This is a genomic window from Lysinibacillus sp. NPDC097279 (assembly GCF_044761745.1).
GTDB lineage: Bacteria > Bacillota > Bacilli > Bacillales_A > Planococcaceae > Lysinibacillus.
Genome location: NZ_JBIWDA010000001.1, coordinates 583,871 through 597,028, shown reverse-complemented (window position 1 = coordinate 597,028; position 13,158 = coordinate 583,871). Strand labels below are relative to the sequence as shown.

The 13,158-nt window shown below is 36.9% G+C and carries 12 protein-coding genes; 1 reads left to right on the top strand and 11 read right to left on the bottom strand.

What is annotated here, in order from left to right; all coding sequences use genetic code 11:
* Positions 1-25: 25 nt before the first annotated feature.
* The 7 genes from ACIQ1H_RS02825 to ACIQ1H_RS02795 form a co-directional block, all read right to left on the bottom strand.
* Positions 26-1,081, bottom strand: coding sequence for a mechanosensitive ion channel family protein (locus tag ACIQ1H_RS02825; protein WP_402886359.1), 1,056 nt, complete (start codon positions 1,079-1,081; stop codon positions 26-28).
* 116 nt (positions 1,082-1,197) lie between these two features.
* On the bottom strand, positions 1,198-2,070 hold the full coding sequence (locus tag ACIQ1H_RS02820; protein ID WP_172772008.1) for a vWA domain-containing protein: 873 nt from the start codon (positions 2,068-2,070) through the stop codon (positions 1,198-1,200).
* A gap of 425 nt (positions 2,071-2,495) precedes the next feature.
* Positions 2,496-3,155, bottom strand: a complete 660-nt coding sequence (phoU, locus tag ACIQ1H_RS02815; protein ID WP_402886357.1) for a phosphate signaling complex protein PhoU — start codon at positions 3,153-3,155, stop codon at positions 2,496-2,498.
* An 18-nt stretch (positions 3,156-3,173) separates the two neighbouring features.
* Positions 3,174-4,007, bottom strand: coding sequence for a phosphate ABC transporter ATP-binding protein PstB (gene pstB, locus ACIQ1H_RS02810; RefSeq protein ID WP_172772010.1), 834 nt, complete (start codon positions 4,005-4,007; stop codon positions 3,174-3,176).
* A gap of 12 nt (positions 4,008-4,019) precedes the next feature.
* Positions 4,020-4,898: a phosphate ABC transporter permease PstA gene (gene pstA, locus ACIQ1H_RS02805; protein WP_172772011.1), complete on the bottom strand. Its 879-nt coding sequence runs from the start codon at positions 4,896-4,898 to the stop codon at positions 4,020-4,022.
* A gap of 1 nt (position 4,899) precedes the next feature.
* On the bottom strand, positions 4,900-5,847 hold the full coding sequence (gene pstC / locus ACIQ1H_RS02800) for a phosphate ABC transporter permease subunit PstC (RefSeq protein ID WP_172772012.1): 948 nt from the start codon (positions 5,845-5,847) through the stop codon (positions 4,900-4,902).
* Positions 5,848-5,911: 64 nt separating this feature from the next.
* On the bottom strand, positions 5,912-6,889 hold the full coding sequence (locus ACIQ1H_RS02795) for a PstS family phosphate ABC transporter substrate-binding protein (protein ID WP_172772013.1): 978 nt from the start codon (positions 6,887-6,889) through the stop codon (positions 5,912-5,914).
* 232 nt (positions 6,890-7,121) lie between these two features.
* Between ACIQ1H_RS02795 and ACIQ1H_RS02790 the strand changes: the two genes are divergently transcribed.
* Complete coding sequence (locus ACIQ1H_RS02790) at positions 7,122-7,316, top strand: hypothetical protein (protein ID WP_217270153.1); 195 nt, start codon at positions 7,122-7,124, stop codon at positions 7,314-7,316.
* A 165-nt stretch (positions 7,317-7,481) separates the two neighbouring features.
* On the opposite strand, the gene ACIQ1H_RS02785 is transcribed toward ACIQ1H_RS02790, so the two are convergent.
* The 4 genes from ACIQ1H_RS02785 to ACIQ1H_RS02770 all read right to left on the bottom strand — a co-directional run bounded on the left by ACIQ1H_RS02785 (position 7,482) and on the right by ACIQ1H_RS02770 (position 13,088).
* Positions 7,482-9,686 (bottom strand): peptidoglycan D,D-transpeptidase FtsI family protein, encoded by a 2,205-nt coding sequence (locus tag ACIQ1H_RS02785; protein ID WP_402886353.1) that lies wholly within the window; start codon positions 9,684-9,686, stop codon positions 7,482-7,484.
* A 424-nt stretch (positions 9,687-10,110) separates the two neighbouring features.
* Positions 10,111-10,716 carry a superoxide dismutase gene (locus ACIQ1H_RS02780; protein WP_402886352.1) on the bottom strand — a complete coding sequence of 202 codons (606 nt, stop codon included), beginning with the start codon at positions 10,714-10,716 and terminating at the stop codon, positions 10,111-10,113.
* 196 nt (positions 10,717-10,912) lie between these two features.
* A complete protein-coding gene (locus ACIQ1H_RS02775; RefSeq protein ID WP_173477646.1) occupies positions 10,913-11,392 on the bottom strand; it encodes a DUF456 domain-containing protein in 480 nt (159 codons plus the stop codon).
* A 64-nt stretch (positions 11,393-11,456) separates the two neighbouring features.
* On the bottom strand, positions 11,457-13,088 hold the full coding sequence (locus ACIQ1H_RS02770) for a Na/Pi cotransporter family protein (RefSeq protein WP_402886350.1): 1,632 nt from the start codon (positions 13,086-13,088) through the stop codon (positions 11,457-11,459).
* Positions 13,089-13,158: the final 70 nt, after the last annotated feature.

The window sequence follows — 13,158 nt, the reverse complement described above, 5'->3', positions numbered from 1 at the left end:
ATTCAAATTATATTTTACCATATCATCAACAATCATCATCCGTTTCCTCAGCAAGGACAATGTCATACTCACTTACAACCTGACGGATAGCAAATAAAACATCCTGTCGGACACTTAGCATAACTGCCGTATCATTTGTTGCAACAAAGAAGCGAACAAGAACACGATATGATGTTTGATGAAACTCATCAATATAAACATGAATCATTTCTTTTTCAGTATTTGCATGCAAATAAATTTGCTGATGAATTGTACTTAAAGCACTGCGCAATTGTTCCTCTTCATTTTCTGCCGCAACATATAAAAACAGTTCACATTTTCGTTTTTCTCGTTTCGATAAATTATAAATTGGACGATTCACTAAATAAGAGTTTGGAACATATACAAGCCCTTTATCGCCTGTTTGAATAAGCGTACTGCGAAGGTTTATATCTTCAATTGTGCCTTCTATTTTTTGATCCTCTGTCGCAATCCAGTCGCCAATTTGGAAAGGATTGTCGAGTGCCACTGACATCCCACCAAAGACATGTGCCAACGTATCACGTATACCAAAAGCAATTGCTACTCCTGTTAGGCCAATCCCTGTTAAGAAGCCATTAATATTAAAGTCCCAAAATGAAGCAATAGTAAACATGGCCAATATCATGACGAGCACTTTACCGATACGAAGGAAAAAAGGCAGAAGAACATTTTGCTCTTCATCGTTATTTAACTGCAGTGGTTGCTTCGTATAATAATGAAGAACATCGTATATGCCTTTAAATGCAAAAAACACCATGATAGATAATACGAAATTTTTTGTTGCAAAATGTGTAAATAAAAATATTTTGAGTAAATTTGATAAACTAAGTACAACTACTGCAGACATAAACGCATAGCGGATTGCGTTATTAAATTGTGCCAGCACAGTCGCTTGAAAATTACGTTGTCTCTTTTTTAAAAACGATACACTACTCGTAATTATTTTCTTCAGTACAAAATGCTGGAATAACCAACCAAACACACAAAACGCGACTGCAATTGTAATGTCCATCCATGTTGGCGCAGTCAAGTTCGGTAATAACCATTTCATTGAATCCATGTAATTCTCCTTTTACTTACCTATGTACATTTTTGTAAAATTTTTTACTGTTAATAAACTATGTGATCGTTCAGTAAAAATAAGCCGACCAAAATCTTTCTGGTCAGCTGTACATTTTATTGTATCGCATCGTCTGCAAAAATAGCCTTGTTCGCAAACCAAAAATGATGCTCATTAAAACGTTGTTCATTCATTGCAATAACCGAAAATTCAGCATGATATCGTTGCTTCATTTCCTCGATAATCGTCTTTGCACGCTTCCCTAATAAATATTGCCCATCAACAGGATTACCTTCCGTAAAAATAAGGACATCTGTTTCTGCACATTGTTGATTTTCTTGCAGCAAACCTTTCACAAACTGTAGAACAGGCAAAATTGCCGCTTCCCCTTTTGCCTTATATTCAATAAAATCTTTAAAATCAGATAGATTTAAATGTCCATTTTCAAATCGATAATGGACATGAATTTGACAATCGTAAGGCACGATATATAAATCGCGTTGTTCCTGATGTGCAGTCATAAATAAAGACAAAATCATACTTTTGCATAACTCTGAATATCTTGCCATCCCAGATGTTTGTTCAAGACAAATAATCATTGGGCCTTGTTCTTCTTTGTAATCAACAAATGGAACATATAAAACATTTCCACTTTTTGTTGTTTGCTGCTTTAGTTTTTGTCGTCTAGCTTCTTGCCATTTTTGTTCATAATACAACCGTTGTTCTTTCCCATTCGCTAGCTGCTCTGCCTGTTCAATTGTTGGAACGTTTTCACGAATCTCCTGTGTGACATCTGCTAGCTCAAGTGCAAATGCTGCCATATTTCGTAGTGTCTCACTCTTGTAAAAATAGTCAATAAAAAAATGTTGTTCCTTATCACTTAACTCTTCTAGATGTAAATTTTCATATAGAAAACTTAAGTATTTACGTTGTTCTATTGAAATTTCTAGACCAAATTTCTTAATAAGTGATTCTACACTGTCTTTCATGCAGCAGCACCTCCTACGCACCTATTTTTTTGGATAATGTCTATAGTATAACCAAATTATTTTTTTGACAATACAATAACACTCCAGTATTTGACGCATCCCTATAGTGCAATGTTGCAATTTCATTATTTAATGCAAAAAAACACCAAAAGTGACACCAAAAGTGACAGGCACTCAAACAATTTGATTTATGACGGAAATTTCAGGTGTTAGCAAAGACTCGTCTTACATCTACCGAACAACATAAGAGTGACAGGCACTCAAACAATTTGATTTATGACGGAAATTTCAGGTGTTAGCAAAGACTCGTCTTACATCTACCAAACACCATAAGAGTGACAGGCACTCAAACAAAAAAGACTATAGCAAATTCGAAGTCTTTCGAGTTTGCTATAATCTATAGGACCACAAAATGCAGCCATTTTTTAATTATTCAATTCATAATGTTTACCTTTAATTAAGTAAAATAAATGTTCAGCAATATTGGTTGCATGATCTGCTGAGCGTTCAAGATAGCGACAAACAAACGTTAAATGTGTTATTTGCGAAATATGCGCTGGGTTTTCTGCCCCTGCACGAAGCAATAATGTAACGGTCGCTCCATATAGATCATCTACGTAATCGTCCAACTCAGCAATTTCTTTTGCTCGAACTGTATCTTCGTCCTTAAATGCTGTAATAATACTCTCTAGCATTTCTACTGTTTTATTACACATTGTTTGTAAATTGGTAGTTGGAAAGACTAGTGGCTCCTTGCCTATACGTATTGTCTCTTTAGCGATATTTACAGCATAATCGCCCACTCTTTCCATATCGGATGCCGCTTTTACAAGCACCATAAGACGACGTAAATCTGTCGCAACGGGCTGTTGCTTGGCAATCATTAAAATAACTCGATCATTAATTTCTTCTTCTAGACGATTAATAATTAAATCATCTTCTAAAATTTTTAACGATTTTTCTAAATTTTGCTCTTGTAATGCTTCAAATGAAGTTTTTAACGCATTAATACTACTTGTTGCAATTTCTACAAATTGTTCTTGTATTTCTTTAAGCTCTTGCTCAAAGCGTTCACGTACTGCCATCTACCGTTCCCCCTATGCTTAGCCGAATCGTCCTGAAATATAATCTTCTGTACGTTGATCAGCTGGTGTTTGGAAAATGACATCTGTTTTGTCATATTCAATGACTTCGCCGCTAAGGAAAAATGCTGTACGGTCTGAAATTCGAGCCGCTTGTTGCATGTTATGTGTAACAATAATGATTGAATAATCTTTTTTAAGCTCTTGAACAAGCTCTTCTACCTTTAATGTAGAAATCGGGTCAAGTGCAGATGTCGGCTCATCCATTAAAATAACATCTGGCTCTATCGCTAAACAGCGCGCGATACAAATACGCTGTTGCTGTCCACCTGATAAACCGTAGGCATTTTGATTTAAACGATCTTTTACTTCATCCCAAATTGCCGCACCACGCAAAGACTTCTCAACAATTTCATCAAGTATCTTTTTGTTTTTTATACCATGGATACGAGGGCCATAAGCAATATTATCATAGATCGATTTTGGGAATGGGTTAGGCTTTTGGAAAACCATTCCTACGCGCGTACGCAATTCCTCTACCGTATAGCTTTTATCTAAAATATTTCGCTCACGATACAAAATTTCGCCAGAAGTACGGACAGATGGTACAAGCTCTACCATTCTATTCAACGTTTTTAAATAAGTTGACTTACCACAACCTGATGGGCCAATAATTGCTGTTACCTCATTTTCATAAATACTTAAATTGATATCTTTTAAACCATGATGATCTCCGTACCATAAATTTAAGTTATGCGTATCATAAACTACTTTTTTCGCAACTTCAGCGCTAGGCTTTACATTTATATTAATCGATTTAACAACTGTTTTTTCCTCTTTATAATCTAGTATCATACGGTCACCTCATTAATAACGTTTTTGGAATTTATTTCGAATAAAGATGGCAATGGAATTCATTAATAACAGCATAATCATCAGCACTAAAATTCCCGCTGCCGCTACATATTGAAATGCCTCTTGCGGACGTTTTGCCCAATCGTAAATTTGCATTGGTAATGCAGTAAACTGACTTAATAAATCATTAGGTAAAAACTGTAGAATTACAGGAATCCCAATTACTACTAATGGAGCTGTTTCACCAATCGCACGAGATAACGCTAAAATACTACCTGTTAAAATTCCTGGTATAGCTGCTGGCAATACGACACGTAAAATGGTTTGCCATTTTGTCGCACCCATACCGTAAGATGCTTCTCGTTGTTCATTCGGTACTGCACGAATTGCTTCTTGGGCTGCCACGATAATTACAGGTAAAATTAACAAACTCATTGTTAATCCTGCAGCTAAAATACTTTTTCCAAGACCCATCATACGAACAAAAATTGTTAAGCCAAGTAAACCAAAAACAATGGAAGGTACACCTGCTAAGTTTGAAATATTCATACGAATAAAATCGTTTAGTTTATTTTTCTTTGCATATTCTTCTAAATAAATTGCTGTTCCTACACCTAGAATGATTGATACTGGAGCTACAACCGCCATCAACCAGAGCGAGCCAACTAATGCTGCTTTAATGCCCGCCTTATTCGCGAAACGAGAAGCAAAGTTTGTTAAAAAATCAAAGTTTAAATAGCCTATTCCTTGCGTCACTATACGGTAGAGCAAAATAGCTAGCATCACAAGTGCAAATGTAGTTGCCAAGAAAAATAAGAACTTCCACACTTTATTGAATGTAATACGCTTTGTCATTCGTTTCTTGACGACTGTATCATCGATATAGCGCATGCTAGTAAACCTCCCTGAAGCGTTTCGAAATATAATGAGCAAGTAGATTCATCATTAAAGTAAAGATAAATAAAGTGAATCCAACTGAATAAATGGAGTAATAAATTGTCGTGCCATAGCCTGCATCACCTGTTGATACTTGTACAATATAGGCTGTCATTGTTTGGATGGAATCTGTAACATCAAGATTAAATTTAGGAGTTGATCCACCAGCAAGTGATACAATCATCGTCTCCCCTATTGCCCGGGAAATAGCGAGTACTACTGATGCTATAATCCCCGATAAAGCTGCTGGTAACACTACTTTTATAGCAACTTCAAACTTTGTTGCACCTAGGGCTAAAGCCCCTTCACGCATACTGTTAGGTACAGATGACATCGCATCCTCAGATAGTGATGTAATCATTGGCAAAATCATAATGCCCACTACAATCCCTGGACTAAGTGCATTAAACAGCTTAAGTTGCGGGATGATTTCTTGTAGCAACGGCGTGACAAACGTCAATGCAAAGAAACCGTAGACAATTGTTGGCACACCTGCTAGCACTTCTAATATCGGTTTAACCGTACGTCTTATTTTTTCGCTTGCATATTCACTCAAATATATTGCTGAAGCAATCCCAAATGGTACAGCGACGGCAACTGCAATGAATGTAACTTTCAGTGTCCCTGCGATAAGTGGTAATATCCCAAATAAAGGCTCCTTCCCAGAAAACGGTAGCCACTGTGTACCAAATAGAAAATCCGTAATCGAAACACGTTTAAAGAACTCAAACGTTTCAAAAATAAGGGTGAAAACAATGCCAAATGTCGTCAAAATCGAGATAAGCGCTGCAGAAAATAATAAAGCTGGCATGGCTTTTTCCACTATTTTCTTAGTTTTTTGATTGCGCGAATTTGCAATTAATTGTTGCACAGATGATGTCTTATTTTCTTTATGAGAAACCATTGGGTACTCCTTTCCATTAAGCAAGGGAAAGAGCATACATCTCTTTCCCTCTATGCATGTCTGCTTATTTTAAACCTTCTAAAGTTTTTAAGCCTTCAGCATATTTTTCGTCAGGTAGACTAACATAACCTACAGCCTCTGCCATATCCCCTGCATTTTCAAGTGTGAATTTGATGAAATCATATGCTGCAGCATTATCTTTAATAGCACTATTCTTCACATATGTGAATAATGGACGTGAAAGTGGCGTATATTCGCCTGCTTCAATTGTGTCATGTGTTGGTTCAATACCATTTACTTTCACAATGTTTAATTTATCTTTATTTTCTAAGTAGTAAGCGAAACCGAAGAAGCCAATTGCGTTTTTGTCTCCAGCAACACCTTGGACTAGCATATTATCATCCTCTGATAATGTTGCAGCACTTACTAGATCAGCACCATCTAAAACTACTTCATCAAAGTAGTCATACGTACCAGAGTCAGTACCTGGTGAATAGAATACGATTTTCTCTGCTGGCCAAGATGGATCGATATCTGACCATTTTTTCTCTGTGCCATCTTCAGTCCAAATTTTCTTTAATTGATCTATCGTTAAATCCTTTGCCCAATCGTTTTCAGGGTTCACCACTATAGATAAACCATCATATGCTAAAGCTAACTCAGTGTAAGCAATTCCTGCTTGCTCTAGTTTTTCTTTCTCTTCAGTTTTTATAAAACGAGATGCATTTGAAAAGTCTGTTTCACCTGCGATGAATTTTTCAAAGCCGCCACCAGTACCAGAAACACCTACCGATACTTTGACATCCGGTTGTGCACCTGCATACTCTTCAACAACTGCTTCAATGATTGGTGCCACTGTTGATGAACCATCTCCAGCAACTGAACCTTGCAGTTTTTCGTCAGCAGCTTCTTGTCCTGAGTTCGCTGGTGCATTCGTTTCTGCATTGTTACCATTTTGCGCTGAGTTGTCTCCACTACATGCACCTAGCATTAATGCTGAACCCATTACCGCTGTCATCGTTAAGTACTTCCACTTTTTCATCTCATTTGCCTCCGTCACTAACTTTTTTATTTGTTGTTTGCCTTACAATCTTTACTATAATGACTTATTGTTGAATTCGTATAAATCGTTCGTAAAAGACACGTAAAGGAATGTAATGGTTTGTAAACGATTGTAAAGAAGCATTTACAATCGCTTTAATACTTGCTTCCTTTAGCGAACATGCTATAATAAACATTTGTGTCAAGAAATACTATAAGAGGAGTTTGACTTTGTGATTAATCATGCAAAAGTACAAAATGCCGATTACTTTAAAACATATTTAACACTTATCATGGACCATCGAGAGTTGTCTTTACAGGAGGCTATTGATTTTATGATGTCATCTTATTTCTTTAATAATATAGAGCTGTATGGAAAAAAACCGAAGCAACAGTTTGAATTAGCAATACAACAACTTTCTGTATAGTAAATCGCCGATAGATATGTAGAAATCGCCGATAATCACTCAAAAATCGCCGATAAATGCCCAAGCATCGCCGCTTACCTAGACATAATCGCCGATAGAAATCCAAACGCTTTGACTATAAACAAAATAAAACCGCTAGGCATGTAACATGCGCTAGCGGTTTTTTTATTCTTGTTCATCCTCACCAATTTTTTCATCTGTAATTGCAGGTAAAATTGGTTGCTCTACTTTATTATCTGTCACTTTTGTAGTGTCATACTTTTCTTTTAGCTCATAATACTTATCTAATGCACGTCTTGCAATAATGTTATTACTTGATATATGTTGATCAAGGTTCGTTGACACCCATGGAATTACAACAGCATACGCAATTTCAGGATTTTCATATGGCGCAAAACCAACATGCGTCAAATTGGTTGTATTTGTGCCATAACGCTCACGTAACGGTCCATAGTAAACTACTTCGGCTGTACCCGTTTTTCCGGCAGCTGTATACGGCGCATTTGCAAATGCTGAACGCGCTGTACCACGAGTACCTGTATAAACACGACGCAAACCTTGTTTAACATAATTAATTTCATCATCTGTATTATCAATATGATTTAATATTCTTGGTCCTACTTCTGTCACTAATTGCCCTAGCTGCTGACCATCTTTTGATGGATCACGCACTTCTTTCACAACATGGGGCTGAATACGATAACCACCATTCGCTATCGTTGAAATGTATTGTGCTAGTTGAAGCGGTGTATACGTATCATACTGCCCAATAGCTAAGTCGAGCGTTTTACCACCCATTGTCGGGCCAGATGGACCTTCTACTCCACTAAATTCATTCGGTAAATCAATACCTGTTTTAACGCCTAAGCCAAACTGTGCATAGGAATTTCGCATATTTGGGAATGTCTTATCATTTAATCGTAGTGGCATGTTATAACTATATGGTGTGCCATTGATAAGCATTGCTGTTTTAAACATGTAAACGTTCGAAGATTGCTCAAGTGCACTTAAGCCGTCCATTGAAATATATCCAGTATGGTTAAAGATCGATTTTTTTACTGGTGTACCAAGTAAATGGATCGGTTCATCTCCCAATACTGTGTTCGGCGTAATGGCCCCTAGTTTATAACCTGTCAGCAAAGTGGCTGCTTTTACTACAGACCCTGCCTCATAAGCTGTTGTGAATGATCCATACGCATAATCCACAACGATATTTTTTCCTGTTTCAGAATCTTTTTCGATTTTTTTACCGACCATTGATAAAATGTCACCCGTGTTCGGATCCATCATGACTAAGAATGCTCGGTCTAATAAACTAGAGCCTGACATTGCTTTTAATTTAAGCAATTCTTCCTCAACAATTTTTTCATTCGCTGCTTGTAACTCACTATCAAAAGTTAATACTAAATCTTTTCCAGGCTCACCCTCATAGGTTGTGACAGTATCGACTACTTGCCCTTTTTTATTCGTAATATTTTTGACAACTGTTTTTTGCCCTTGTAAAAGCTCCTCATATTGCGCTTCAATATAACTTTCTCCTACGCGGTCATTACGTGAGTAATCTCGTGCTAAATAATAATTTAGCTTATCTTTCGGTATACCCTTTGTTGGAACTGTTGTCCGTCCTAACACAGAAAGTGAAGATAGCTTGACACGCTTCCAGTCTGTCGTCGTGTTGACACCTGGTAACTCTGTTAAACGTTCGGAAACACGTGCAAATTCATCAGCAGTTACATTTTCACTTTTAATGATTTGTGGCGATAAATTATAGCCTGATACCATCTCACGATAAATGGCTAGTACTTCTAAATCAGCATCTGTTAATTGTGCTAATTCTTCGTCGGTAATGCGCTCACGCACAACCTTATCAATCTCTGCATTTGCTTGACTTGTCGTAATATTTTCTTGCGTTTTAATTTTCGTTTGCTCTGCATCAGAAATTTTTGCGTATGCCGCATCATGATTTTTTAAAATCCAAAAATCATATTTATCACGTAATGTGACACGATCTGTCGGCTGATCTATTAGCTGCGCAAGCTTTTCTGCTATTGCAAGCATATCCTCAGTTTTTGTCGTCTGCATTTTCGTATATGTAATTGCATTTTCTGGCTGATTATCAACTAAAATTCGCCCGTAACGATCATACATTCTACCCCTAGGCACACTAGTATTAACAGGTACTTCCTCTGTCCGTTCTAAAATACGAACATAATCTTCACCTTTTACTATTTGCATATAACCAAGCCTAAAAATTAACATCGAAAACACGATAAATATAGCAAAGAAAAGGACATTCATACGAAATGTTAAATTAGAGTGATGCTTTGCTTTAACACTCGCTGCGCGATTTTTTCCCGGTGCTTTGCGCATATGTATTACCCTCCTCATCTAATAACTGTTTAAATACACGATACCTAGTATACCATTCGAAGCTGAGTCAGAAAAGCATACACTTGAATCAATTTTATAATTTGCTTTTCATCATTCAAACCATCCTTGAAAAAATATAGAATAGGATTATTCGTATGATTACGCTTTAGAAGTAAACGCTTTCCGTTGCCTTTCACTCCATTAGCATGCTCGTCATTTTATTTGACGGTACTTTGCAAGAAAAGTTTCCTTCAATGCCTATTGATTTTTTAAATCTAATAACTATAGGGGGTGTTTTTCTTAGTGCGATTAATATATTTAAAAAGGGCTATGCCTAGGTGATTTTTCACCCTTCGCATAGCCCTTTACTTGAACTTAATTTTAATCGTTTTGCTTCACTGTTGTCAGCTTCGCCAAAACATAATTATTTTGCAGCTTGGAATTTAGCTTCTACTACATCCCAGTTTACTACGTTCCAGAAAGCACTGATGTAATCTGGACGACGGTTTTGGTAGTTTAAGTAGTAAGCGTGCTCCCAAACATCTAATCCTAAGATTGGTGTTTTACCTTCCATAATTGGAGAGTCTTGGTTTGGTGTAGATGTAACTGCTACAGAATCACCATCAACGATTAACCAAGCCCAACCTGAACCGAAGCGAGTTGTTGCAGCTTTAGCAAACTCTTCTTTGAAAGCATCGAAAGAACCGAATTTAGCATCGATTGCTTTTGCTACTTCACCAACTGGAGTGTTTGAACCGCCTGGAGCGATTAATTCCCAGAATAGTGTGTGGTTAGCATGTCCGCCACCATTGTTACGAACTGCAGTTTGTTTGTCAGCAGGAAGTGCATCGATGTTTGCGATTAAGTCGTTAATGTCTTTTTCAGCAAATTCAGTACCTTCTACTGCTGCGTTTAAATTTGTTACATAAGTATTGTGATGTTTCGAATAGTGAATTTCCATTGTTTTTGCATCGATATTTGGTTCTAATGCGTCATATGCATAAGTTAATTGTGGTAATTCGTAAGCCATTTTTAAGTTCCTCCCTAAAATAAAGAAATAATTAGTACATCCTTAGATTATCAAAATTGGTCAAACCATTCAATGAAAAATACCTCAAATCAAAGATTTCAGCCTTTTGACCGAAAAAACAATCCAATGTCTATCATACCCACTTCTTTATTTTGTTAAACTTTATAATTACACCCACAAAAAATGCACATACAAATTATATGGCAATAAAGAAAACGACAATCATTACAATTTGAATAACCGCTTTCGCTAGCGTTGATGTTAAAAAGCCGATAAGGGAGCCAACACCACTTTTTACTGCTTCTCCAACTGTTCTTCGCTCCACAAGAAGCTCTGCAATCACCGCTCCTAAAAATGGACCTACTAATATCCCTGCAACAGGAATAACAAATGGACCAATTAATAGCCCAATTGTACTTCCCCACATTCCTGCATTTGAACCGCCAAATTTTTTAATACCAAAAGCATTTGCAACTGTATCCGCACCAAATAGTAGGACAACAAATAAAATTTCAATTGCCCAGAACCACCAGCTTAAATCGGCGAATGAGAAAAATAATCCGTACAGTAAAAACCCACCGAGTAAAAATAAAACACCAGGGATTATCGGATACACTAGTCCTACAAATGAAATGATAAAGCAGGCAATCACTACGATCCAGCCAACGACCTCCATAAACATTCTCTCCTTTTGTCGTGCATTGCCTTTAATACGAAACATCATCTCAAAAGTTTCATACTTAATGACGAATACCTAATATAGAATCTGCAATATTAACAGCATGATCTCCGATTCTTTCCAAGTTACTCACAATATCTGTATAAACGATACCTGCAGCGCCACTACATTCATTTGTATTTAAACGTGCGATATGTTTTTGTCTTAGTTTATCCTCCATATCATCAATTAAACTCTCTAGTTCTGTTACCTCTTGTGCCAAACTAAGACTCGCTGTATCAAGTGCTTCAATGCTTTTACGTACTGCTTCAATCGCGAGACTGAACATACCGATTAAATCTTGTCGCGCTGATTTACTTAAACTTACCTCATGGTGATCTTTATATTGTAAAAGCTCTAATATATTTTCAAAGTGATCCCCAATACGCTCAATATCGCGTACATTGGTTAGCAGCGTATGATGCCGAACCGAATCTGCATGAGAAAGTGGCTGCTTTGATACCATGACTAAATAATTTGTTATTTCTTTATCTAAGTGATTGAGAGCAACTTCTAATTGTAATACAGTCGGAATATGTGCTGACTCTCCCGTTTTCATGTATAGGAACGTTTCTTCTAAGCCTCTAAGTGCATGATCTCCCATCCGCAACACTTCCTCTTTTGCTTGCCCTAGCGCAATGGCAGGAGAAGAGTCAATGAATGCTGGATCTAGATGCTTCGTTGTAACATCAATATTGCCATCATGACCAGGTAATATTTTCGTTACTAGTAACGATAGCCCTGCAATAAATGGTAGCTGAATCATCATATTAAAAACATTAAATGAGCCATGTGCTACAGCTATTTGCATGCGAGGCTCCAAGTGAAACAGATCACTTATCCATTGTACATAGTTTATAAATGGCGTAAACAACAACATAAAAATAACTGTCCCAAATACATTAAATAATACATGTGCTGCTGCAGCTCGCTTTGCATAGATTGAAGCACCTAGTGAAGCTAAAACAGCCGTTATTGTCGTTCCTATATTTTCGCCAAATAAAATCGGTAGTGCGCCATTTAAGCCAATTAAGTTCTCAGCATATAAGCCTTGAAGTACCCCGACTGTCGCTGTCGAGCTTTGTACGAGCAACGTAAAAATAGTACCTAGAAATATACCAATTACAGGCTGGTTACTTAGATGAATGGTTAATGATTCGAAATCCGCTAATTGATGCAACGACTGCATACTTGCACTCATTAACTCTAGCCCTAAAAACAAACCACCAAAGCCAAATAATATTTGGCCAATATGATGGTAGATTGCTTTTTTAAAGAAAAACAAACACGCTGCACCAATTGCAAGTAGTGGATAAAAATAAATACCAATATTAATACCAATAATAAATGCCGTTATCGTTGTACCAATATTAGCTCCCATAATAACGCCAATCGCTTGACGTAGTGTTAAGAAGCCTGCACTCACTAGGCCAACAGCAATCACGGTTGTTGCTGAGCTCGACTGGATACAAACCGTTACGATAATACCAACTAACACACCCATTAGCGGATTTGTCGTAAATCGATTTAACCATTCTCGAAGTCTATCATCTGCCGATTTTTGTAAACCTTCCCCCATATATTTTATGGAAAATAAAAAGACCCCTAATCCGCCTAAAAATTGAAATAATATGCTTTGCCAATCTATTGTCAATGGTTTTCGCTCCAATTCCTACGTCTCTACTACTCTATTCCTAATCATTAAATGAAATTGTACAAAAAGT

Coding starts and splice junctions, on each gene's coding strand:
- ACIQ1H_RS02795 (WP_172772013.1), bottom strand. CDS start 6,889: ATGAAAAAGTGGAAGTACTTAACGATGACAGCGGTAATGGGTTCAGCA.
- ACIQ1H_RS02775 (WP_173477646.1), bottom strand. CDS start 11,392: ATGGAGGTCGTTGGCTGGATCGTAGTGATTGCCTGCTTTATCATTTCA.
- phoU (WP_402886357.1), bottom strand. CDS start 3,155: ATGGCAGTACGTGAACGCTTTGAGCAAGAGCTTAAAGAAATACAAGAA.
- pstB (WP_172772010.1), bottom strand. CDS start 4,007: ATGATACTAGATTATAAAGAGGAAAAAACAGTTGTTAAATCGATTAAT.
- ACIQ1H_RS02825 (WP_402886359.1), bottom strand. CDS start 1,081: ATGGATTCAATGAAATGGTTATTACCGAACTTGACTGCGCCAACATGG.
- ACIQ1H_RS02785 (WP_402886353.1), bottom strand. CDS start 9,686: ATGCGCAAAGCACCGGGAAAAAATCGCGCAGCGAGTGTTAAAGCAAAG.
- pstC (WP_172772012.1), bottom strand. CDS start 5,847: ATGGTTTCTCATAAAGAAAATAAGACATCATCTGTGCAACAATTAATT.
- pstA (WP_172772011.1), bottom strand. CDS start 4,898: ATGCGCTATATCGATGATACAGTCGTCAAGAAACGAATGACAAAGCGT.
- ACIQ1H_RS02820 (WP_172772008.1), bottom strand. CDS start 2,070: ATGAAAGACAGTGTAGAATCACTTATTAAGAAATTTGGTCTAGAAATT.
- ACIQ1H_RS02780 (WP_402886352.1), bottom strand. CDS start 10,716: ATGGCTTACGAATTACCACAATTAACTTATGCATATGACGCATTAGAA.